We start from the raw sequence: 21631 nt of genomic DNA on the forward strand, positions 1-21631 counted from the left end.
GACGAATATGGGAGGTAAACAAATGACAGCCCAAAATAACACAGACCAAAAATCCGACAACCAACACGAAAATGACAATGTACTCCAATCCACGCAATCCGTAATCGCGGATGCGCTCGATAAATTAGGATACTCTTCCGAAGTTTATGAGTTATTAAAAGAACCGATTCGTATGTTGACAGTTCGAATCCCGGTTAAGATGGATGACGGAAGTACTAAGATTTTTACAGGATATCGTGCCCAGCATAATGATGCTGTTGGTCCAACTAAGGGCGGCGTTCGTTTTCATCCGAATGTATCAGAAACAGAAGTAAAAGCGCTATCAATCTGGATGAGCTTAAAAGCAGGAATTGTAGATCTGCCATACGGTGGAGGAAAAGGCGGAATCATTTGTGATCCGCGTACAATGTCATTCAGAGAACTTGAAAGATTAAGCCGTGGCTACGTAAGAGCGATCAGTCAGATAGTAGGACCGACTAAAGACATTCCAGCTCCAGACGTATTTACAAACTCACAGATCATGGCTTGGATGATGGACGAGTACAGCAGAATTAGAGAGTTTGATTCTCCTGGATTTATCACAGGGAAACCACTTGTTCTTGGTGGATCTCATGGCCGTGAAACAGCAACCGCTAAAGGTGTTACGATCTGTATTCGTGAAGCAGCAGTAAAAAAAGGTATCCAGCTTGAAGGTGCTCGTGTAGTCGTTCAAGGATTCGGTAACGCTGGAAGTTTCCTTGCAAAATTCATGCACGATGCTGGTGCAAAAGTAATCGCGATCTCAGATGCGTATGGTGGTCTGTTTGATCCAGAAGGATTAGATATCGATTATCTGCTTGAGCGTCGTGATAGCTTTGGAACAGTAACTAAGCTATTCAAAGATACGATAACAAATCAAGAGCTTTTAGAGCTTGATTGTGATATTTTAGTACCTGCAGCAATTGAAAATCAAATTACTGAAAAGAATGCACACCAGATCAAAGCTTCGATCGTTGTTGAAGCAGCGAACGGGCCAACTACACTTGAAGCGACTAGAATCTTATCTGAAAGAGGAATTCTGTTAGTTCCAGACGTATTAGCAAGTGCTGGTGGAGTAACCGTATCTTACTTTGAGTGGGTGCAAAACAACCAAGGTTATTATTGGACAGAAGAAGAAGTAGAAGAAAAGCTTGAACGGGTAATGGTAAAATCGTTTGAGACGGTCTATACAACAGCCATGAACAGAAAAGTAAACATGAGACTAGCCGCTTATATGGTTGGTGTTCGTAAGATGGCTGAAGCATCACGCTTCAGAGGCTGGATTTAAATTTTTGCAAACTCATACCAAATCTCCTATCATATGATGATAGGAGATTTTTTTTGGCATGCTAAGAAAATGAATAACAGTGTTCTTTGGAGTGATGAAAAAAGTGAATATAGACGTTTGCATTATTGGTGGAGGGCCATGCGGATTGGCAGCAGCTCTTGCACTACAGAAAAAAGGAATCTCGTATTGTGTAATTGAAAAGGGAAACGTAGTTAACACCATCTATCAATATCCAACACATCAGACATTTTTTAGTTCTAGTGAAAAACTCGAGATCGGTAACTTTCCTTTCGTTCATGAACAAAGAAAGCCGAAGAGGATTCACGCTTTAACGTATTATCGTGAAGTGGTAAAGAGGAATCATCTTCAAGTTCGAACATTTGAAAAAGCAAAATCGGTCACCAAACAATCTGATGGAACGTTCAAGATCGGAACAATCAATCGTAAAGGTGAAACGATTAATTACGATGCCAAATATGTCATCATCGCAACAGGATATTATGATAACCCAAATCGATTGAACATCGAGGGAGAAGACCTGCCTCATGTTCATCATTATTTTAAAGAAGGTCATCCTTATTATGACCTAGATGTTGCAGTGATCGGCGGGAAAAATTCTGCGATCGATGCCGCGCTAGAACTGCAAAAATCAGGTGCGCGTCCTCACGTCTTCTACAGAGGCAGTACTTATTCACCTAGCATCAAACCATGGGTACTCCCAGAATTTGAAGCATGTGTAAAGACAGGCAGTATTAAGATGACTTTTGATGCTTGTGTGAACAAAATAACGGAAGATGGCATGTATGTGACGGAAGGGAACAATAAGTCTCAAATATATTATCCGTTTCAAGGTGTGTTTGCCATGATAGGCTATCACCCCGACCACTCGTTCTTATCAAAGATGGGAGTGGGAATCGATGAAGAAACCGGACGTCCTTCGTTTACCGAAGAAACGATGGAAACAAATGTTGAAAGTCTATTTATCGCAGGTGTTATTGCTGCAGGTAACAATGCGAATGAAATTTTTATAGAAAATGGAAGGTTTCACGGTGAAGTGATCGCTGAAACTATAGAGAAACGAAAAAAGAACCGATAACGTTTGTGTTATCGGTTTTTTTGTATGATTGTCGACTGTTGTTTGCCACTATGGAGGGTATAAACAAGATTAAACATGTCACTTATTGTCGACTCGCTGATATAGTGGTGAAACTCGCGGGATTAACGCAAAAACTCGCGGAATTATGTCCAGAATTTCTTGAATAAATTTGAAAATTTCAGGGATTATTTAGTTTTATACCCCTCCAGGTATCATTAGATATTCAATTTTTGGGGCTAATCTGTGTCTTTTATCAATATTTAATCCGTTATTGCAGAAAAAGTCGCTGCAACTGATGAGGTTCACTCGTGTTTTCAAGCGCAATCATTAGTTTTAATCTTGCTTTTTGTCCGTTTAAACCGTTTGAGAAGATCGCACCGATTTCTTTTAAGTGCTTTCCTCCACCCTCATAAGAGTAGATGTCTTGAGCAATTCCGTTGAAACATCTTGATACAAGTACGACAGGTATTCCGTTAGAAATGAGTTCTTTTATTGCAGGCACTGTTGCAGGAGGCAAGTTCCCTTGACCTAATGCTTCTATGACGACGCCATCTGCTGAATTTGTTGCCGCTTGGATCAAATTACCGTCCATGCCTGCATATGCTTTAAGTAAAATGACGTTCTTAGAAAAGTTCTTCACATGAAAAAAATCTGAACGAATCGGTGTGTGATGGAACAGAACTCCTCGTTTTGTTACGATACCGATTGGTCCATATTGAGGACTCTGGAATGTCGCGATGTTGCTCGTGTGCGTCTTTGTAACATTTTTTGCAGCGTGGATCTCGTCGTTAAACACAACAAGTGTTCCTTTGCCTAATGATTGATCTTCACAGGCAACTCGTACAGATGAGATCAGGTTGTATGGTCCATCTGAACCGTGTTCGTTACTTGATCGCATTGCGCCCGTAACAATCACTGGAATTGATGTTTGCAGAACGAGATCTAATACATAAGCCGTTTCTTCGAGCGTGTCTGTTCCATGAGTGATGACGATTCCATCGAATTGATCAGAATTTGTTTGTGTAGTAATATATTGCGCTAACTCCAGCATATGGGAAGGAGTTACATGAGGAGATGGCAGATTTACATAATTTTTCACTGTTATTTCTGCTAGATCAGACAGTTCTCTGAGGGTCGCCTCTAGTGGGTGAGTTTCCTTCGTATTAACTCCGCCAGTGGATTTGTTCTCTTCCATAGCGATCGTGCCGCCAGTATGAATCAATAATATCTTTTTCAAGTTTAACGCCCTCCTTATTCTTCGTGTTCGCTATTCCACTTCTTAAAATATCATGTTACGATATAAAAAAACAGTAGAAAAGAGGCAGGACATGCTAGCTGTAATTTCTGCAGCGGTGGCTCCGGCTATTGCTCTATTATCCTTTTTTTATCTAAAAGATAAATATGAGACCGAACCATTATCATTGGTGGTCAAAGTATATATATTTGGTGTTCTTCTCGTCTTTCCAATCATGGTTATTCAGTTTGGAATCAATGAAGAGATGAACGTACCTTCCTTTGTTGAGGCTTTTTTTGTTAGTGGTACATTAGAAGAGTTCTTCAAATGGTTCTTAGTGTTCTATGGAGCTTATCTTCACGAAGAGTTCAACGAGCCATATGATGGTATCGTGTATGCAACAGCGCTGTCTTTAGGATTTGCATCTTTAGAAAACATCTTTTATCTCTACACGTTTGGGATTGAAGAAGCGTTGGTCAGAGCACTTCTGCCTGTAAGTGGTCATGCTTTGTTCGGAGTGATCATGGGCTTTTATTTAGGGAAAGGGAAGTTTTCAACAGGAAGAAGGAAGAAGATCTACCTTACTCTGTCACTCCTTCTACCGGTTGTTTTACACGGTACGTTCAACTTCTTGTTAGTATCCAGCACAAAATATATTTTCTTCTATATGTTCCCATTTATGATTTTCTTATGGTGGTTCGCTCTTCGGAAAGTAAGAATCGCCAACACGGCTATAACTCCATACACAAATCCAGATGCGAAGACCGGAATATAACCGGTCTTCTTTTATTTCACTATCAGAAAGTATAACTTGTTAGCACGATGTCATTCGAAGTGGCAACAAGTTAAGGTAGATAGTATAAGCGCAACTAAGGCAGACCTGAAGAGCTTGGCGTCAGCCAAATTTTCTTTATTGTGAACCATGAGTCTTTGAAAGCTGAATAAAAAAAAACAGATTACAAATGATATCTGTATAACATGAAAATGGAGATTAAAATACAGGAGGCTTACTTTCTCATGAAAAGAAATTCAGCTTACATAAAGGGAGCATTTTTTGCAATCGCCCTTTGTTTTGGGCTATTAGCTGGATTTGGTCAGAATAATGCACAAGCATTTTCAAACCAAGTCGTTCAAGTGGGAGCTACGGGTGAAGATGTAGTTGAACTTCAGTCGAGGCTTCAATATCTAGGTTTTTACACGGGGAACATCGATGGCGTTTTTGGATGGAGAACGTATTGGGCATTACGAAACTTCCAATATGAGTTCGGTCTGCCGATCGATGGCTTAGCAGGTGGTACGACAAAGAACAAGTTAGCAAAAGCTTCTAAATACGATAAAGCTTGGGTAAATAAGCAGATTGATAAAGGTAAGAAGTTCTCATATTACGGCGGTGAGAAGAAAAGTGCGAAGAGTGGATCAGCAAAAGGCGGTACTGCAAAAAGCGGGACGCCAAAAGCTGGAACTGCTAAAGGCACAAAAGGAACAGGTCAAGCTAAAGCGAAGCCTGCTCAAGTTAAACCGGCAAAGAACACACCTGATGGTTATTCACAGAACGATGTGAACTTGATGGCGAATGCTGTTTATGGCGAATCACGTGGTGAGCCATACATCGGTCAAGTCGCAGTAGCAGCCGTTATTATCAACCGAGTGAACAGTGCTTCATTTCCTAACACTGTTTCTGGTGTTATATTCGAACCTGGCGCATTCACAGCAGTAGCGGATGGTCAGATCTATCTAACACCAAATGCGCAAGCAAAAAAAGCAGTAATGGATGCTTTGAACGGTTGGGATCCAACAGGCGAAGCAGAATACTATTTTAACCCTGATACAGCTACATCAGGGTGGATATGGACTCGTCCTCAAATCAAAAAAATCGGAAAGCACATTTTCTGTAACTAATAAAGGGGTGAACTGATATGATACGCACAATCCTAATTGTACTGTTGTTCGTTGCTGTAGCAGGAACAGGCTATTGGGGCTACAGTGAACATCAAGAAAAGAATGCTGTACTTCTGCAAGCCGAGAACAATTATCAACGTGCTTTTCATGATCTGAACTTCCATATGGATTCACTTCATGACAAAATTGGCGAAACAATCGCAATGAATACACGAAATCAGCTATCTCCAGCTTTAGCACAAGTGTGGAGACTAACATCAGAAGCTCATAATGATGTAGGACAATTGCCGTTAACTCTATTACCATTTAACAAGACGGAAGAGTTTTTAACAAAGATGGGCGAATTCAGTTATCGAGCAGCAGTTCGTGATCTAGATAAGAATCCACTAAGTGATAAAGAATATAATACGTTAAAAGAATTGTACGCGAATTCAACTGAAATTCAAAACGAGTTAAGAAAAACAGAATCATTAGCTCAAAAGAACAACTTGCGTTGGATGGATGTAGAGATGGCTCTCGCTACAAACAAACAGCCAGAGGATAATACGATCATCGACGGATTTAAGACTGTTGACAAATCAGTTGAAGGTTATTCAGATGTAGACTTTGGAACAGAAGTTTCAAACATGGAGAAAATGAAAGATCGCGACCTTAGTCAGTTAAAAGGTAAAAAGATTACAAAAGAAGAAGCTAAAAAGATTGCAGTCGACTTTTTCCAATTGAAGAAAAACGTGAAGATTACAGTCGAGAGTACGGGAAAAGATGCTAAGTATGATGCTTACTCGTTAACGCTGTATAACCCAGATACAAAAGGTACAACATACATGGATCTTACGAAAAAGGGTGGTTATCCACTGTATGTACTTTACGACCGTAATGTTGGGAAACCAAAAATCTCACTGAATGAAGCGATGCTTCAAGCAGAAGACTTCCTGAAAAAACATATGGAGAGTCAGATGGAGATGGTAACGAGTGATCAATACGATAACATCGGAGTGTTCACTTATGCTCGACTCGACGACGGTGTAAGAATCTATCCTGAAACCGTTTCTGTTAAGGTAGCATTAGATAACGGAGACATCATGGGGTATGAAGGTACAGACTTCCTTTTAGCACATGTAGACGATAGAACGCCTACGTTTAAGATTTCTGAACAAGAAGCAAGAAAAAATCTTAACCCTAAGTTCCAAGTTAAAGAAACAAGCAAAGCATTGATTCGAAACGATATTAACGAAGAAGTGTATTGTTACGAATTCCTAGGGATCCTAGGCGATGATACGTTCCGCGTCTTCATTAATGCAGAGAACGGGAACGAAGAAGAAGTAAGAAAGCTTAAAGAAGCAGAGCCATCTTACAACGATATTTAAAAGAGTAGTATATCTTCTATTTCTACAAAATGATTATCGAGATAAATGTTTTGATCTATGGCTCGTTGGCAAGTTGATTGGAACGGAAGGTGCGAGACTCCTGGGTGCTCACCGCACGCCCCCCGGAAAGCGAGCATCCTGTAGTGGAAAACAACTACTTACATCTACATCAGATTTAACAAAATTTCTTAAAAGCAAAATTTCGCAACTTGAAATTTTGCTTTTTCTTTTATTTTGAAACTGTCATAATAAGGTAGATGGACAAAAGCATTATTTGGGGGAAGTTTGATGATTACAGTGGGTGAACCGTTATATTTAGAGCCGTTGTTTTCCGACAAAAAAGATAAATATCGCTGCAAAGTGTTTGATGTAAAAGAGGATCATCTTTATATTGATTATCCGAGTAACGAAAAAACAAACCGTACCGAATATTTCTTTGATGGAACACAGTTTAAAGCATCTTTTGTGGATAAAGAGAGGAACGTCTATACGTTTCGAACAGAGCTATTAGGTAGAAAGATCGAAAATATTCCAGTATTGATGATCACTTCTCCGAAAGAAGAAGAGATACATAAGATTCAACGAAGAGAATTTGTAAGGGTAGAAACGATGATAGATACGTCGGTTGTTAACCAAAATGATGCGTATCCACCATTTAACTCTGTTATTCTCGACCTGAGTGCAGGAGGGATGCTTCTTTCTCTTCCGGCTGTTCATTCCGTCAAGAGCGAAGACCAGCTGAACTGTCTTGTGGTTTTTCCTATGCAATCTGGAGAAAAACTGTATCTGGACCTAGAATGCACAGTATTAAGAGTATTTGATGGTCAAGCGGGCGGACGACAGAAAGCTTCACTTCAATTCGGAAAAATTTCGCAAAGAGATCGTCAGCATATTATCCGATTCTGCTTCGAACAGCAACTGCTTAAGAAGAAAAAAGAGAGCGTGAGTCTATAGAAGTGCATAGAGTTTATCTTTTTGGGAAAAATACTCCCGAAAAGAAGGTGACGTACTTATGAAACGATTTGAACGAATATTGATTCAGCTTGCCGTAGTTCATTTTATTTTACTAGTTGCCGCACAATTTTTGCTTGAGATTCCTTCCTTTAAGTTATATACCAACAAGAGCATCTATTACGAAGGAGTCATCAAGAACGACCAACAACCGACTTTGGAAACCATAGACCGTTAAACACCATGTATGGTAATATACATATAGATTAAGTCTGAAGACTTCAGATTTATACACAGAAAAAAAGCAGGGGATACTCATCTGCTTTTTATTGCTATGTATGCATAGTCATAGGTATGGGGTAGGAGGAAACATGAAAAAATTATTATCGATCGCCATTGATGGACCGGCTGGAGCAGGAAAAAGCACGGTAGCCAAGCAAGTAGCTGAACGTCTTTCTTTCATTTACATTGACACTGGTGCTATGTATAGGGCACTAACGTATAAAGCTCTTCTAAAGGGAGCAAACCTTAATGATGGACGCGAACTAGAAATCGTTTTAAATGATACGGATATTAAATTAGTAATCACCAATGGTGGACAAGCTGTACTTCTTGACGGAAAAGACGTATCAGAAGAGATCAGAACAAGTGAAGTAACGAATAATGTATCTTTTGTTGCAAGACAGCAAGAAGTACGAACTGAAATGGTAAAAAGACAGCAGCTACTAGCTGAAACTGGCGGAGTAGTCATGGATGGCCGTGATATCGGTACACACGTTATGCCGAACGCTGAGCTGAAAATTTTCTTGATCGCTTCTGTAGAAGAAAGAGCGCGCAGACGCTATGAAGAAAATATAACAAAAGGATTCGAAGCCGATTTCGAACTTTTAAAAAGCGAGATTGCATTAAGAGATAAACGTGACAGTGAAAGAGAAGTAGCTCCACTAAGAAAAGCAGAAGATGCTATCGAACTGGACACAACAAGTATGACGATCGAAGAGGTAGTTTCAAGCATTCTTCATTATGCAAAAGAAAGGGCTTTGTAAAATGATGCTTTATTCTTTCGGAAAATGGCTATGTGGGACATATTTAAAAGGAACATATAAGCCAGAAATCGTTGGAGCAGAAAATGTGCCGAAAACAGGAGGCATACTTCTGTGTTCCAATCATATACACAACTACGATCCACCGCTTGTAGGGGTCGCTTCTCCAAGAGACGTACATTTTATGGCGAAAGCTGAGCTCTTTTCCTTACCTGTTTTAAAACATATCCTCCCAAAGATCAACGCATTCCCTGTAAAGCGTGGGATGAGTGACAAAACGGCATTAAAGACGGGGATGAATCTTTTGAAAGCGGGAAAAGTTGTCGGATTGTTTCCGGAAGGTACCCGCTCAAAAACAGGAGAGATCGGAGAAGGCCTAGCGGGAGCCGGTTTTTTTGCTCTTAAATCAGATGCTCACATCGTTCCTTGTGCGATCGTTGGAGAATACCAAAAAGGAAAAAAACTGAAAGTCGTATTTGGTAAACCAATTGACTTTACACATTTTCGGGAACAAAAAGCTTCCGCAAAAGAAGCGACAGAGCTTATAATGAAACATATAGCTCAGTTAAAAAAAGAGCATGAATAAACTTACTATTTTTCATCTTTAAAGATTTACTTTTGAGTTGTTTTTTCAAAGGCATCATTGATAAATTGATTGGAGCGTAAGGTGCGAGACTCCTGCGGGATCAGTGGGACAGGTGAGACTCTTAACAGCGCATAGCGCTAAGAGGCTCACCGCACACCCCGCGGAAAGCGAGCATCCTGTAGCGCAAATCAATCACATTCAAAGGTCTGCATCTTTGCGAAAACAACTCCATGATCGATGTTAATGTTCTTTCATACCGAAAGTTCAATAAATTACTTTTCTAATTTTTGAGGAGGTCACGAACATGACAGACGAAATGAGCACAAGTTTAACAAATGCTTCTATGGCTGAAAAAGGTGAAATCATTAAAGGTACTGTACTAAAAGTGGAAGAAAAACACGCGTTAGTGGATATCAGCGCTAAGCAAGATGCGTTTTTACCAATTAATGAAGTATCAAGTCTTTTCATTGAAAAGGTAAGTGACGTGTTGAATGAAGGAGATCAGATCACGGTTAAAGTACTTTCTCATACAGAGGACAAGCTTCTCGTTTCAAAGAAAGCTGTGGACACTGAAAAATCATGGAGCGAACTCGAAGAAAAGTTTGAATCTAAAGAAAAGTTTGAAGTCGTAGTTCACGATGTAGTAAAAGGTGGATTAGTAGTAGACCTTGGCGTGCGAGCGTTCATTCCAGCTTCTATGGTCGAGTCTCACTTTGTGGAAGATTTCTCAGATTATAAAGGGAAAACACTTTCTGTGAAAATCGTTGAGCTCGATGCAGAAAAAGGTCGCGTTATCTTATCTCATCGTGCAGTAACTGAAGAAGCAGCGGTAGCAAAGAAACAAGAGATTTTAGACCGTTTGGCACCAGGCGAAATCATTGAAGGTAAAGTACAGCGTTTAACTGACTTTGGTGCTTTCGTAGATATTGGCGGTGTTGATGGATTAGTCCATATTTCACAGCTATCTCATAACCGTGTTGATAACCCTTCAGAGGTACTTAGCGAAGGTCAGACGGTAAAAGTAAAAGTTCTATCTGTTGACCGTGATAATGACAGAATATCGTTGTCTATAAAAGAAACACAGCCCGGTCCTTGGGAAGAAGCAAGTTCGTCCATCCAAGCTGGAAGTGTTATTGAAGGTACAGTTAAGCGCATCGTTACGTTTGGTGCGTTTGTGGAAGTAGCACCTGGTATTGAAGGCTTAGTTCACATTTCAGAATTAGCAAACCGCCATATCGGAAATCCGAGTGAGGTTGTTAAAGAAGGTCAGCAAGTTTCTGTAAAAGTTCTTGAAGTGAACAGTCAAGATAAGAGAATGAGCTTGAGCATGAAAGCCGTTCAAGATGAAAAGGAAAAAGCTAACCTTAAAGAAAACCTTCCGAAAGAAGAAAAAGGTTTCTCGTTAGCGGATATGATCGGTGATCAGCTAAAAGGTTATAAATAAGACATGTTAAGTTACAGCTCTCGATGATTCTCATTGAGAGCTGTTTTTCTTGCGGTTAGAAGGGGACATATTGTGGCAATAATGCTATCGAGGTGAAAGAGATGAACGATGGCATACTTTTTTATTGGTTCATGTGGATGAGCTGGATAGTTTCAACCTTTCTTATGCGTAAAGGAAAGATAAGAAATCAATGTGTACTTATAACATTGTTCGGAATTATATTGTCCGGTATAACTCTTCATTTTTCTGTAGGAAGCATGAATGCTGCATTTGCATTCTTCTTGATGATCGGGTTGATTCATGTAATCAGATTTAGTCATCAGCTCTTTTTTTTCGTTACTAGCAGTTTTATAGTAGCTACCGCTTATGTTTCGATCGAACTTTTTGCTCTATACGACCCCGCAAAACTGTTTCTGAACAAGAAAATAATGCTCCTCGTATTCCTGACACTTTTAACGATTACGTTAGCAAGAAGTAAAAAAGATCTCTTCAGTTTGATCGCCATCGGTCTTTTTATTGGCGATGCTGCTTATCAATTTATCATTCTTAGGCTCGTTGGCAAGGTCGAGATCGGATCTCTATATGTATTGGATTTGTTTGCCTCAACTTCTATGATGCTCTTATTTATGGTAGTATTGGTAGATATGTTCAAAAAAATAAGACGAACAACTTTCAAAAGGGTTACTTCAGCGAAGCAGATTTAGAAGAGAATCAGTTGTCTAAACCATAAGTAATTTGCTAAAATAAGTGGACTTGTCTAATTACAAGAAAATGATAGAGCATATAAAAAAAGAAAATTTGATGATTGACTTGATCAGGAAAAAAGGGAAGTGTCTACATGACGAAACCAGTTTTAGCCATAGTAGGAAGGCCAAACGTAGGAAAATCTACTATTTTTAACAGAATTGCCGGAGATCGTATCTCGATCGTAGAAGATATGCCAGGAGTAACGCGTGACCGTATTTATAGCTCAGCAGAGTGGTTGAACACAGAATTCAACTTAATTGACACAGGTGGTATTGAAATCAGTGATGCACCATTTATGAGTCAGATGAAAGAACAAGCAGAACTTGCGATTGAAGAAGCGGATGTTATTCTATTTCTTGTTGATGGAATGAACGGAATTACAGCTGCTGATGAAGAAGTAGCAAAGATGCTGTTCCGATCTAAAAAGCCTGTTGTATTAGGTGTGAATAAGATCGATAACCCAGAACGTAAAGAATTGTTATATGAGTTCTATAGCTTAGGAATGGGCGAGCCGATCGGTGTATCAGGTACACATGGTATCGGTCTTGGAGATCTTTTAGATCAAGTAGTAAGTCATTTCCCTGAAACAGTTGTTGAGGAAAAAGAAGACGATACGATCTACTTTTCTTTGATCGGACGACCGAACGTAGGAAAATCTTCTCTTGTGAATGCTATCTTAGGTAAAGAACGAGTTATTGTAAGTAATATTGCTGGAACAACGAGAGATGCGATCGATTCGAGTTTTGAGCGTGAAGATCAGAAGTATGTAATCATCGATACGGCTGGTATGAGAAAGCGCGGAAAAGTATACGAAACAACTGAAAAATATAGCGTTATGCGTGCGATGAAAGCGATCGAACGTTCCGATGTTGTCCTTATGGTCATCGACGCTGAAGAAGGAATCATCGAACAAGATAAGAAAGTCGCTGGTTTTGCGCATGAAGCGGGTAAAGCAGTAGTCATCGTCGTTAATAAATGGGATGCTGTTGAAAAAGACGATAAGACGATGCAAAAGTTTGAACAGAAGATTCGTGATCATTTCTTATATCTTTCTTATGCGCCGATTGTTTTCGTATCTGCACTAACAAAGCAGCGTCTTCATCAGTTGTATCCTGTAATCAATCAGGTTGCAGAAAATCACTCACTTCGTGTTCAAACGAACATCTTGAATGAAGTGATCATGGATGCTGTTGCGATGAACCCAGCACCAATGGATAACGGAAAAAGATTGAAGATCAACTATGCGACGCAAGTGGCTTCGAAACCACCTACGTTCGTTATCTTTGTTAATGATCCTGAGCTTTTCCACTTCTCATACAAACGTTTTCTGGAGAACCGTATTCGTGAAACGTTCGGTTTTGTTGGGACGCCGATCAAAATCTTTGCTAGAAAGAAAAACGACTAATCTTCCATGATGACGATCGTACTCTTCGTTATTTCTTACTTGATCGGAAGTATTAGTTTTAGTTATTTGCTGACTAAAGTATTGAGAAATGAAGATATTAGGAATCATGGAAGTGGTAACGCTGGTGCAACGAATACGCTTAGAGTGTTAGGGAAAAAACCGGCGATCGCCGTTTTGCTATTAGACTGCTTCAAGGGCATTTTAGTTGTCTTGGTTGCCTTATGGTTCACGGATTCTTCCTTCATTGCCGTTCTGTGCGGTATGATAGCCGTAATCGGTCACAACTATCCCGTCTTTTATGGATTTAAAGGCGGGAAAGGCGTGGCTACAGCGATTGGTGTTTTTGCTGCGATTGCATTCTTGCCGTCACTTATAGCAGGTGTTATCGCGATCATAACCATTTGGATATCCAGATTTGTTTCATTAGGTTCTATTGTTTTTTTAATTCTTACTCCATTTTTCATGTTGTACCAATTTAATCTGTCACTAGAAGCAGTATTAGCTAGTTTCGTTCTTTCAATTGTTTCAATCTGGAAGCATCGTGGAAATATAGCAAGGATCTGGAATGGGAATGAACGTAAAATTTAATAGTGGAGTGTGACACGTATGGATAATGTTGCTGTTTTAGGTGCTGGAAGTTGGGGGACTGCTCTTGCCATCGTATTGGCTGACAACGGTCATAACGTTTCTCTATGGGGGCGTAGAGAAGATCAGGTCAATGAGATCAACAACGATCATAAGAATGAAAAATATTTGCCTGGCGTTGAACTCCCTGAAAACATACAAGCAACAACTCAGTTGAACGAATGTGTGAAAGAAGCGGACACGATCGTACTCGTCACGCCGACAAAAGCGATGAGAGAAGTACTCGGACAATTAAAGAACGAATTGAGCTCTCCTGTTACAATCGTTCATGCTTCTAAAGGCATCGAGCCTGGTACATATAAACGTATTTCTGAAATCATCGAAGAAGAGCTTCCTGAGAGCGTTTTGGATTCTGTGGTCGTTCTTTCAGGTCCAAGTCATGCAGAAGAGGTATCTCTAAGGCAGCCGACCACTGTTACGGTATCTTCAGTAAACATGAAGGCTGCTGAAAAAATACAAGATCTTTTTATTAATCAAAATTTCCGTGTCTACACAAATCCTGATGTTGTCGGTGTGGAGCTTGGTGGTGCTCTAAAGAACATCATCGCTCTAGGTGCTGGACTTTCTGATGGATTAGGTTATGGAGATAACGCGAAGGCAGCTTTAATCACGAGAGGTCTGGCTGAGATCGCTCGACTTGGTACACATATGGGTGCGAATCCTCTAACTTTCTCTGGTCTTACAGGCATTGGAGATTTGATCGTAACGTGTACGAGTGTTCATAGCCGTAACTGGCGTGCTGGAAATATGCTTGGTAAAGGTATGAAGCTGGAAGATGTTCTTGAGAACATGGGCATGGTCGTTGAAGGCGTTAGAACCACACAAGCAGCGTACGAATTGAGTAAACGTGAAGAAGTGGAGATGCCGATCACACAAGTGCTGTATGATGTATTGTTCAACAACAAGGGTGCAAAACAGGCTGTTGACGATCTGATGCAGCGATCTCGCACACATGAAGTAGAAGATGTATCTTCTTTAAAGAGCTAAACACACAAAATCGATAGGCGAATGTCTAAAAAATTTTAGGCAATCGCCTTTTTTTCTTTCACGCTTCCAATCTCCCTGCATACGATAAGGTGAAAAGGAAGTGGGAGGAGGACTTCAGGTGGAACGTGAACAACACTTTTTTGATAAGATCGAGAAGAAAACAAGTGTGAAAAAGGATGATATTTTTAAACTTGCTCAATCCGTAAGCGGGTCAAATCTTCGTGACGAGCGCACGATTCGTATGCTGATTTCCCAAGTATCTTCTATGGCTGGAGTAGCGGTTTCGAAACAAAAAGAAGATCAGATCGTTCAAGCTGTTCTTAACAATAACATCCCTCTCGACTTAGCAACATTATCTAAAATGTTTGAAGGTAAGTAGGCTCAATTTTAAAATTGTATAAAGTGGATAGAGCACCTAAATCATGGAAGTGTTCCTTCAGTAAAGGAAGTATTTAGTCGAACACCCGGTCACGCCCGGGTGTTTTTTTGTTTGGTTTTTTAATTGATATTGGCTGTTTCTTTGCTGTTTCGAAGGTAGTTGATTTCCGTTCCAGGTTGCTCGCTTTCAGCGGGGCAGGCGGTGAGCCACATTCGTACGTATTACGTATAAGTGTCTCACCTGCCTAGTTGCAGTGTTTTCACATTTATGACCGCCCACCTGTCCCGCAGGAGGCACGCACCTTCCACTCCAATCAACTTGTCAAAGAAGTAATCAAAGATTTGCTGGACACCTTCAAAAAATGAAACGGAAAGTCCATGCCTCCAAGTCCAACAATAACAAAATCGTCAGGCGTAATCTTGTGTATCAAGTTTTCTATGATCAATAAACAAGTCTAGACTCTTACAGAATTCCAACTTCCGAAAAAGTAAAGGAAAAACCAAGAATTATGCTATAATGTACGCTGTGGACAAGGAGGATACATATGAGTGAAGGTTTGTTAAAAATGTGGGTGGCTTTATCAGCCATCGGTTTAATGTTTGTTGCTGTTTTCTCTATCATGTTTAGTCGAGCGAAATTATCTGGAATCTTTCAGACAGTCGTTTCACTATTCGCGTGGATCTGCATGATCGTGGCAGGTATTCTAATCATCATCGTTGTGTTCAGCGGACCTGTACAAGGGTAAAGGAGGAAGTCAATATGTCTAAAAAGTGGTGGATTCCTTTATGTTTAATTTTATTCACACTTTCAGGATGTTTGTATCCGGAAGAAAGAAAAACACAGAATCGAGTTCCTTATCAAGATCAGATTACTGCGGTTCAGCAAGCTGTTGAGAGTTTTCAAAAAGATACGGGGGTACTGCCGATTAAAACAAAAGAGGCAGATACAGATATCTATCAAAAATACTTGATCGACTTTAATAAACTAGTTCCAAAATATATGCAAGAACCTCCCGGCAATGCTTTTGAAAAGGGTGGAACCTTTCAATACGTATTGATCGATGTAGAGACAAAGCCGACTGTAAAGCTTGCAGACCTTGTATTAACTGACAAAGTTCAGGATGTACAGGTTGCTTTAAATATCTATATGGCCGAGCACGACTACCCGCCATTTAAAAAGATAGAAGCACAAGGCAGGCACACTCTTGATTTTAAGAAGTTAGGTTTTAAGGAAGATCCGTACGTCACAAGTCCTTTTACGGGGAAGAAACTGCCATTTATGATCAATGGTGATGCAAAGATATTTATAGATTACAGGAAAGATCTAAGTGCAGCGATCACAAGCTACAAGGATGAATTGGATAAACACGAAGACATACGTCACCTACTAGCCGTTCATTCGTTTTTTGTGCCTGTCTATTCCGTTCCATATACAGTTGAAAATAATAAACCTATTTTTTTAATAAAATAGGCATGAACTCTCCCTTTTTCTAATACATTCATAGAAAAGGCGGAGAGATTTTTTTTGGAAATCCTTTGAACGAAACAAGCTTTATAGTTTCATCGGTAGGCACTCTAGTGCGCCCTCCCGTTTTTATGGAACTATACAACCGAGAAAAGCGAGGATCCAATAAAAATTTCCGTTCCTTTGTCATAATCAATAGGACAAAATCATACGATGTATTGTCCAAGACTAGCATCCGGAACTTTATTTGGATCGGGAGGGAAATGAATGGAGAAAATCGATATTTTCAAAGATATCGCCGAACGAACAGGCGGAGATATCTACTTGGGTGTAGTAGGAGCAGTTAGAACAGGGAAGTCCACATTTATTAAGAAGTTTATGGAGCTTGTGGTGCTGCCGAACATTGATAATGAAGCAGAACGCCAACGTGCTCAAGATGAATTACCGCAGAGTGCAGCTGGACGCACCATTATGACCACTGAGCCCAAATTTGTTCCAAACAACGCGGTGAAGATCAATGTAGGTGATGGGCTAGATGTTAACATACGTCTCGTTGATTCTGTAGGTTATGCGGTGCCGAGTGCAAAAGGGTACGAAGATGAAAACGGCCCAAGAATGATTCATACACCATGGTATGATGAGCCGATTCCGTTTCATGAAGCCGCTGAAATCGGTACTCGAAAAGTTATTCAAGAACACTCCACGCTTGGAGTAGTAGTAACAACGGATGGAACGATCGGCGAGATTCCAAGATACGATTATGTGGAATCAGAAGAACGAGTGGTAGAAGAGCTGAAAGAAGTCGGAAAGCCGTTTATCATTCTGATCAACTCTACACAGCCGCACCATCCAGACACGCAGAGACTTCGCAACGAGCTTTGTGAAAAATACGATATTCCTGTACTCGCGATGAGTGTTGAAGCGATGACTGAGCATGATATTAACAACGTGTTAAGAGAGGCGTTATACGAGTTTCCGGTGCTTGAGGTCAATGTAAATCTTCCTAGCTGGGTAATGGTCCTTCGTGAGAACCATTGGCTGCGTGAAAGCTATGAAGAAGCAGTAAGAGAAACGGTTCAAGACATCAAACGTTTACGTGATGTAGATAAGGTTGTAGGGTTCTTCGCTGACTATGATTTTATCGATGACGCAAGACTCGCAGGAATCGAAATGGGGCAAGGGATCGCTGAGATCGACTTGTTCGCACCTGATTACCTGTACGACCAGATCTTAAAAGAAGTGGTGGGCGTTGAGATCCGAGGCAAAGACCACTTGCTGCAGCTGATGCAAGAATTTGCATACGCTAAGACTGAATACGATCAAGTGGCAGATGCGCTAAGAATGGTTAAGCAAACAGGGTATGGAATCGCGGCACCAGCTATTACTGATATGAGCCTCGATGAGCCTGAGATCATCCGTCAAGGATCTCGATTCGGTGTAAGACTTAAGGCGATCGCACCATCTATTCACATGATAAAAGTAGATGTAGAGTCAGAGTTCGCGCCGATTATCGGTACGGAAAAACAAAGTGAAGAGATGCTGAGATACTTGATGCAAGACTTTGAAGAAGATCCGCTATCAATCTGGAATTCTGATATCTTTGGAAGATCGCTAAATTCAATCGTAAGAGAAGGAATCCAAGGGAAAATCTCACTGATGCCAGAGAATGCAAGATATAAGTTAAAAGAGACATTAGAACGTATTATAAATGAAGGTTCAGGCGGTTTGATTGCCATTATTTTATAACTTATGGACTCCTATCATCAGGAGTCTTTTTTTTGTTCGTTAACCATAACGTAATCTGTATTTTTGTTTGTTTGACTAGAACAAATGACCTGTGCTAAGAGAGTGACTTTATTACCTCGCGAGGGCAGATTTTTTGTAAAAAAAGGTCAAAAAATAAGGAATTTTAAGGGTTGAATAGCGAAAAACGCCTAAAAAAGATTGAATTTCTCAATGTAATCGTATAATATAAGGCTTGTCACAGATATAATTAGTAAAATCTTGTATATTACATAAATGAAGGAATCATGATTCAAAAGTTGAATGATGGTGAATAGTACCTTGAGAGGAGGTGAATGGAATGAACAAGACTGATCTAATCAATGCAGTATCTGAGCAAGCTGAGCTTTCTAAGAAAGATGCATCTAAAGCAGTTGACGCTGTTTTCGAAGCAATCACTGGTACACTACAAAGCGGTGATAAGGTTCAACTTATCGGATTTGGTAACTTTGAAGTTCGTGAGCGTGCAGCTCGTAAAGGCCGCAACCCACAAACTGGTCAAGAGATCGAGATCTCTGCTAGCAAAGTTCCTGCTTTCAAACCAGGGAAAGCCCTTAAGGACGCTGTTAAATAAATGATACATAGGGCAACTTAAGAAAGACCGTGAATCCATTCACGGTCTTTTTTATATGGATTATTCGAAGAGCGAAACCATATATCGGCAAGAATTAACATGATATCGGCAAGAATGAGAATATATCGGCAACTATCAAGATTATATCGGCAACAAATGTAATTTATCGGCAACAATCCTGTTTTTTAGGCAACTCATTTTATGACTCGCTAGATCCACTCCGCACACGGCGTAAGGGTGTTCTCTTTTTGCTATTCTCTCTTCATTATGCTAAAATTTTTCTATTGTGTGAATGGAATTGGAGGACAACCGGCGTGGCAGAAGTTCAAAAAGAAAAAATTGAGTTAGCTGTAAGAATGATATTAGAAGCGATAGGTGAAGACCCTGAGCGAGAGGGTTTAATAGATACACCAAAACGTGTTGCAAAAATGTATGAAGAAGTATTCCAAGGATTGAACCAAGATCCTAAAGAGCACTTTGCTACTATTTTTGGAGAAGATCATGAAGAGTTAGTGCTTGTAAAAGACATTCCTTTCTACTCCATGTGTGAGCATCATCTCGTACCTTTCTTCGGAAAAGCGCATATCGGATACATACCTAAAGGAGGCAAAGTAACAGGATTAAGCAAGCTTGCTAGAGCTGTGGAAGCTGTTACAAAACGACCTCAACTTCAAGAAAGAATCACATCGACGATTGCGAACAGCTTGCTAGAGACTCTGGAACCTCATGGTGTGATCGTTGTGATTGAAGCAGAGCATATGTGCATGACGATGCGCGGTGTTAAAAAACCGGGCTCTATGACGGTTACTTCAGCAGTTCGTGGGGTTTTTGAAAAAGATCCTGCGTCTCGTGCAGAAGTACTAAGTTTAATTAGAAACTAAGGAGGTAACTTCATGAAATCAGAATTTGATTTTTTCGTGATCAAAGCGAAAGAGAACGGCGTAAACGTGATCGGCTTAACTCGTGGTACAGAAACAAGATTTCACCATTCTGAAAAGCTTGATAAAGGTGAAGTGATGATCGCTCAGTTCACAGAGCATACTTCAGCTGTGAAAGTTAGAGGAAAAGCAGTGATCTACACGAAACACGGAGAAGTAGATACAGAATCGTAAAGATTACTTTCGGCGGTACATGTGCCAAAAAGCTGGGCTACAGATAAGCCTAGTTTTCTTTATGTCTTTTAAAAGAGGTTGAATCCTAATAATTTTGGCGACTATGTTATAATAAGAAAGCACAATTTTGCTGTGTCATTGGAGGGATTTGATGAACACCTTGGAACAGATTCAACGTTTAAAACAACATACACTTTTATTGATGCAGCACAGTTATGTAGAGCGATATATCCAACCTCCAGTATTTAATGAATCCAAAGTATTCATCACGTACTGTCTTTTGCGTGAACTAGAATTGGATGAAGCTGTAGAAGCAGAGTACTTCAGTTCGATTACTCTCATTCAGTCTGCATTGGACCGTCATGATGATATTTTGGAAGAGCAAATCAACAAGAACAAAAAGAATCGTCAGCTTGTTGTATTGTCTGGCGATTATTTTAGCAGTCTATACTACTTACTTTTATCTCACTGTGAAAATTTAGATCTGATCTCAAAGTTATCGAGCGCGGTTCAGGAAATTAACGAACTGAAGGCAGATCTGCATATTCAGAGTAAAGACAAGTTTTCAACCACGAGTGTAGAATATTTAAAAGTCATACAGAAGATCGACAGTCTTTTATTAACAAAAGCCGCTGAATCGTTTGGTCTCTATACATATATACCGTTTATCGAAAGGTACCTAACTGTGTCACGATATCACAGTCTTGATACGAGAAGAAGATTAAGTGAAGAACAGTTGAACTACCTCGAGACATGCGAGACGGGACTAAAGAATAAAGAAGTTGAGATGCCTCTGTTGTTTCATAGAGAAGGATACAACATGGTAGATGCTAGCAAAAATGACTTAATGTTAGGAGAGGGTTAATCCGATGTTGAGTAAAGAAGAACGGGTTCACTCTGTATTTGAAAAGATCTCTGATCAGTATGACTATATGAACGATCTGATCTCTTTTAAACAGCATAGTAAATGGCGAAAAGATACGATGAAAAGAATGAAGGTACAGCCTGGAAACCAATGTTTAGATGTTTGTTGCGGAACAGGTGAATGGACGTTCGCTCTTGCTGAAAAAGTGGGTACACAAGGGAAAGTAATAGGCCTCGATTTCAGTCAGAACATGCTGAACGTTGGGATCGAAAAGTTAAGGAAGCGACGAACTCCTGGAGTCAGCTTTATCCATGGCAACGCGATGGAGCTTCCGTTCGAAGATAACAGCTTTGATTTCGTTACGATCGGTTTTGGGCTTAGAAACGTTCCCGATTATCTCCAAACACTAAAAGAGATGGCACGCGTTGTGAAGCCGGGCGGTAGAGTCGTATGTTTAGAGACTTCGCATCCGACGGTTCCGGTGTTCAAACAGCTCTTTAAATTTTATTTTACGTACATCATGCCGGTATTCGGTAAATTGTTTGCTAAAAGTTACCGAGAATACGCGTGGCTTCAAGAATCAACAGAAGCTTTTTTAACAAAAGAAGAACTGAAAGATCTTTTCAAACAAGCAGGTTTATCTAAGGTTGAAGTTAAATCGTATGCTTTAGGTGCTGCCGCCATGCATACAGGGAAAAAACAGCAATAGAAGAGAGCGTTGCAGTGTGTGGAATAAAATAAAAAT

At 40.1% G+C, this 21631-nt stretch carries 24 protein-coding genes; 23 read left to right on the top strand and 1 reads right to left on the bottom strand.

The window, feature by feature from the left end:
- The first annotated feature begins 22 nt into the window (after positions 1-22).
- Both H9648_RS11510 and H9648_RS11515 read left to right on the top strand, forming a co-directional pair.
- On the top strand, positions 23-1306 hold the full coding sequence (locus H9648_RS11510) for a Glu/Leu/Phe/Val family dehydrogenase (protein WP_191753954.1): 1284 nt from the start codon (positions 23-25) through the stop codon (positions 1304-1306).
- Positions 1307-1400: 94 nt separating this feature from the next.
- A complete protein-coding gene (locus H9648_RS11515) occupies positions 1401-2402 on the top strand; it encodes a YpdA family putative bacillithiol disulfide reductase (RefSeq protein WP_191753955.1) in 1002 nt (333 codons plus the stop codon).
- A 268-nt stretch (positions 2403-2670) separates the two neighbouring features.
- Here the strand turns inward: H9648_RS11515 and H9648_RS11520 are convergent, their stop codons facing one another.
- Positions 2671-3639, bottom strand: coding sequence for an asparaginase (locus tag H9648_RS11520; protein WP_191753956.1), 969 nt, complete (start codon positions 3637-3639; stop codon positions 2671-2673).
- A 91-nt stretch (positions 3640-3730) separates the two neighbouring features.
- Between H9648_RS11520 and prsW the strand changes: the two genes are divergently transcribed.
- The 21 genes from prsW to H9648_RS11625 all read left to right on the top strand — a co-directional run bounded on the left by prsW (position 3731) and on the right by H9648_RS11625 (position 21595).
- Positions 3731-4411, top strand: a complete 681-nt coding sequence (gene prsW / locus H9648_RS11525; protein WP_144699340.1) for a glutamic-type intramembrane protease PrsW — start codon at positions 3731-3733, stop codon at positions 4409-4411.
- Positions 4412-4653: 242 nt separating this feature from the next.
- Positions 4654-5535 (top strand): spore cortex-lytic enzyme, encoded by an 882-nt coding sequence (gene sleB / locus H9648_RS11530; protein WP_191753957.1) that lies wholly within the window; start codon positions 4654-4656, stop codon positions 5533-5535.
- A 17-nt stretch (positions 5536-5552) separates the two neighbouring features.
- On the top strand, positions 5553-6902 hold the full coding sequence (ypeB, locus tag H9648_RS11535; protein ID WP_191753958.1) for a germination protein YpeB: 1350 nt from the start codon (positions 5553-5555) through the stop codon (positions 6900-6902).
- A gap of 288 nt (positions 6903-7190) precedes the next feature.
- A complete protein-coding gene (locus H9648_RS11540; RefSeq protein ID WP_191753959.1) occupies positions 7191-7856 on the top strand; it encodes a flagellar brake protein in 666 nt (221 codons plus the stop codon).
- A gap of 58 nt (positions 7857-7914) precedes the next feature.
- Entirely contained in the window at positions 7915-8091 is a 177-nt protein-coding gene (locus tag H9648_RS11545) for a DUF5359 family protein (protein ID WP_171005421.1), read from the top strand.
- Between the two features lie 133 nt (positions 8092-8224).
- Complete coding sequence (gene cmk / locus H9648_RS11550) at positions 8225-8899, top strand: (d)CMP kinase (RefSeq protein WP_191753960.1); 675 nt, start codon at positions 8225-8227, stop codon at positions 8897-8899.
- Between the two features lies 1 nt (position 8900).
- Entirely contained in the window at positions 8901-9482 is a 582-nt protein-coding gene (locus tag H9648_RS11555; RefSeq protein WP_191753961.1) for a lysophospholipid acyltransferase family protein, read from the top strand.
- A 304-nt stretch (positions 9483-9786) separates the two neighbouring features.
- A complete protein-coding gene (gene rpsA, locus H9648_RS11560) occupies positions 9787-10926 on the top strand; it encodes a 30S ribosomal protein S1 (RefSeq protein ID WP_191753962.1) in 1140 nt (379 codons plus the stop codon).
- 101 nt (positions 10927-11027) lie between these two features.
- The gene (locus tag H9648_RS11565) at positions 11028-11630 is read left to right on the top strand and encodes a YphA family membrane protein (RefSeq protein ID WP_191753963.1); all 603 of its coding nucleotides are present in this window, start codon (positions 11028-11030) and stop codon (positions 11628-11630) included.
- A gap of 134 nt (positions 11631-11764) precedes the next feature.
- Positions 11765-13078: a ribosome biogenesis GTPase Der gene (gene der / locus H9648_RS11570; RefSeq protein ID WP_191753964.1), complete on the top strand. Its 1314-nt coding sequence runs from the start codon at positions 11765-11767 to the stop codon at positions 13076-13078.
- Between the two features lie 6 nt (positions 13079-13084).
- Positions 13085-13666 carry a glycerol-3-phosphate 1-O-acyltransferase PlsY gene (gene plsY, locus H9648_RS11575; RefSeq protein ID WP_191753965.1) on the top strand — a complete coding sequence of 194 codons (582 nt, stop codon included), beginning with the start codon at positions 13085-13087 and terminating at the stop codon, positions 13664-13666.
- Positions 13667-13684: 18 nt separating this feature from the next.
- Positions 13685-14710, top strand: a complete 1026-nt coding sequence (locus tag H9648_RS11580; RefSeq protein ID WP_191753966.1) for an NAD(P)H-dependent glycerol-3-phosphate dehydrogenase — start codon at positions 13685-13687, stop codon at positions 14708-14710.
- A 118-nt stretch (positions 14711-14828) separates the two neighbouring features.
- On the top strand, positions 14829-15089 hold the full coding sequence (locus H9648_RS11585; protein WP_066395705.1) for a stage VI sporulation protein F: 261 nt from the start codon (positions 14829-14831) through the stop codon (positions 15087-15089).
- 544 nt (positions 15090-15633) lie between these two features.
- Positions 15634-15834, top strand: a complete 201-nt coding sequence (locus H9648_RS11590) for a DUF2768 domain-containing protein (RefSeq protein ID WP_144699359.1) — start codon at positions 15634-15636, stop codon at positions 15832-15834.
- Between the two features lie 14 nt (positions 15835-15848).
- On the top strand, positions 15849-16559 hold the full coding sequence (locus H9648_RS11595; protein ID WP_191753967.1) for a hypothetical protein: 711 nt from the start codon (positions 15849-15851) through the stop codon (positions 16557-16559).
- 261 nt (positions 16560-16820) lie between these two features.
- Positions 16821-18299 carry a stage IV sporulation protein A gene (spoIVA, locus tag H9648_RS11600; protein ID WP_191753968.1) on the top strand — a complete coding sequence of 493 codons (1479 nt, stop codon included), beginning with the start codon at positions 16821-16823 and terminating at the stop codon, positions 18297-18299.
- Positions 18300-18636: 337 nt separating this feature from the next.
- A complete protein-coding gene (locus H9648_RS11605) occupies positions 18637-18909 on the top strand; it encodes an HU family DNA-binding protein (RefSeq protein ID WP_066241877.1) in 273 nt (90 codons plus the stop codon).
- A 314-nt stretch (positions 18910-19223) separates the two neighbouring features.
- Positions 19224-19790, top strand: a complete 567-nt coding sequence (folE, locus tag H9648_RS11610) for a GTP cyclohydrolase I FolE (RefSeq protein WP_191753969.1) — start codon at positions 19224-19226, stop codon at positions 19788-19790.
- 12 nt (positions 19791-19802) lie between these two features.
- Positions 19803-20021 carry a trp RNA-binding attenuation protein MtrB gene (gene mtrB / locus H9648_RS11615; protein WP_066241872.1) on the top strand — a complete coding sequence of 73 codons (219 nt, stop codon included), beginning with the start codon at positions 19803-19805 and terminating at the stop codon, positions 20019-20021.
- 151 nt (positions 20022-20172) lie between these two features.
- Entirely contained in the window at positions 20173-20886 is a 714-nt protein-coding gene (locus tag H9648_RS11620; RefSeq protein ID WP_191753970.1) for a heptaprenyl diphosphate synthase component 1, read from the top strand.
- Between the two features lie 4 nt (positions 20887-20890).
- Positions 20891-21595 (top strand): demethylmenaquinone methyltransferase, encoded by a 705-nt coding sequence (locus H9648_RS11625; protein WP_191753971.1) that lies wholly within the window; start codon positions 20891-20893, stop codon positions 21593-21595.
- Positions 21596-21631: the final 36 nt, after the last annotated feature.

Source organism: Fictibacillus norfolkensis (assembly GCF_014836645.1).
In the GTDB taxonomy this organism is placed as follows: domain Bacteria; phylum Bacillota; class Bacilli; order Bacillales; family Fictibacillaceae; genus Fictibacillus; species Fictibacillus norfolkensis.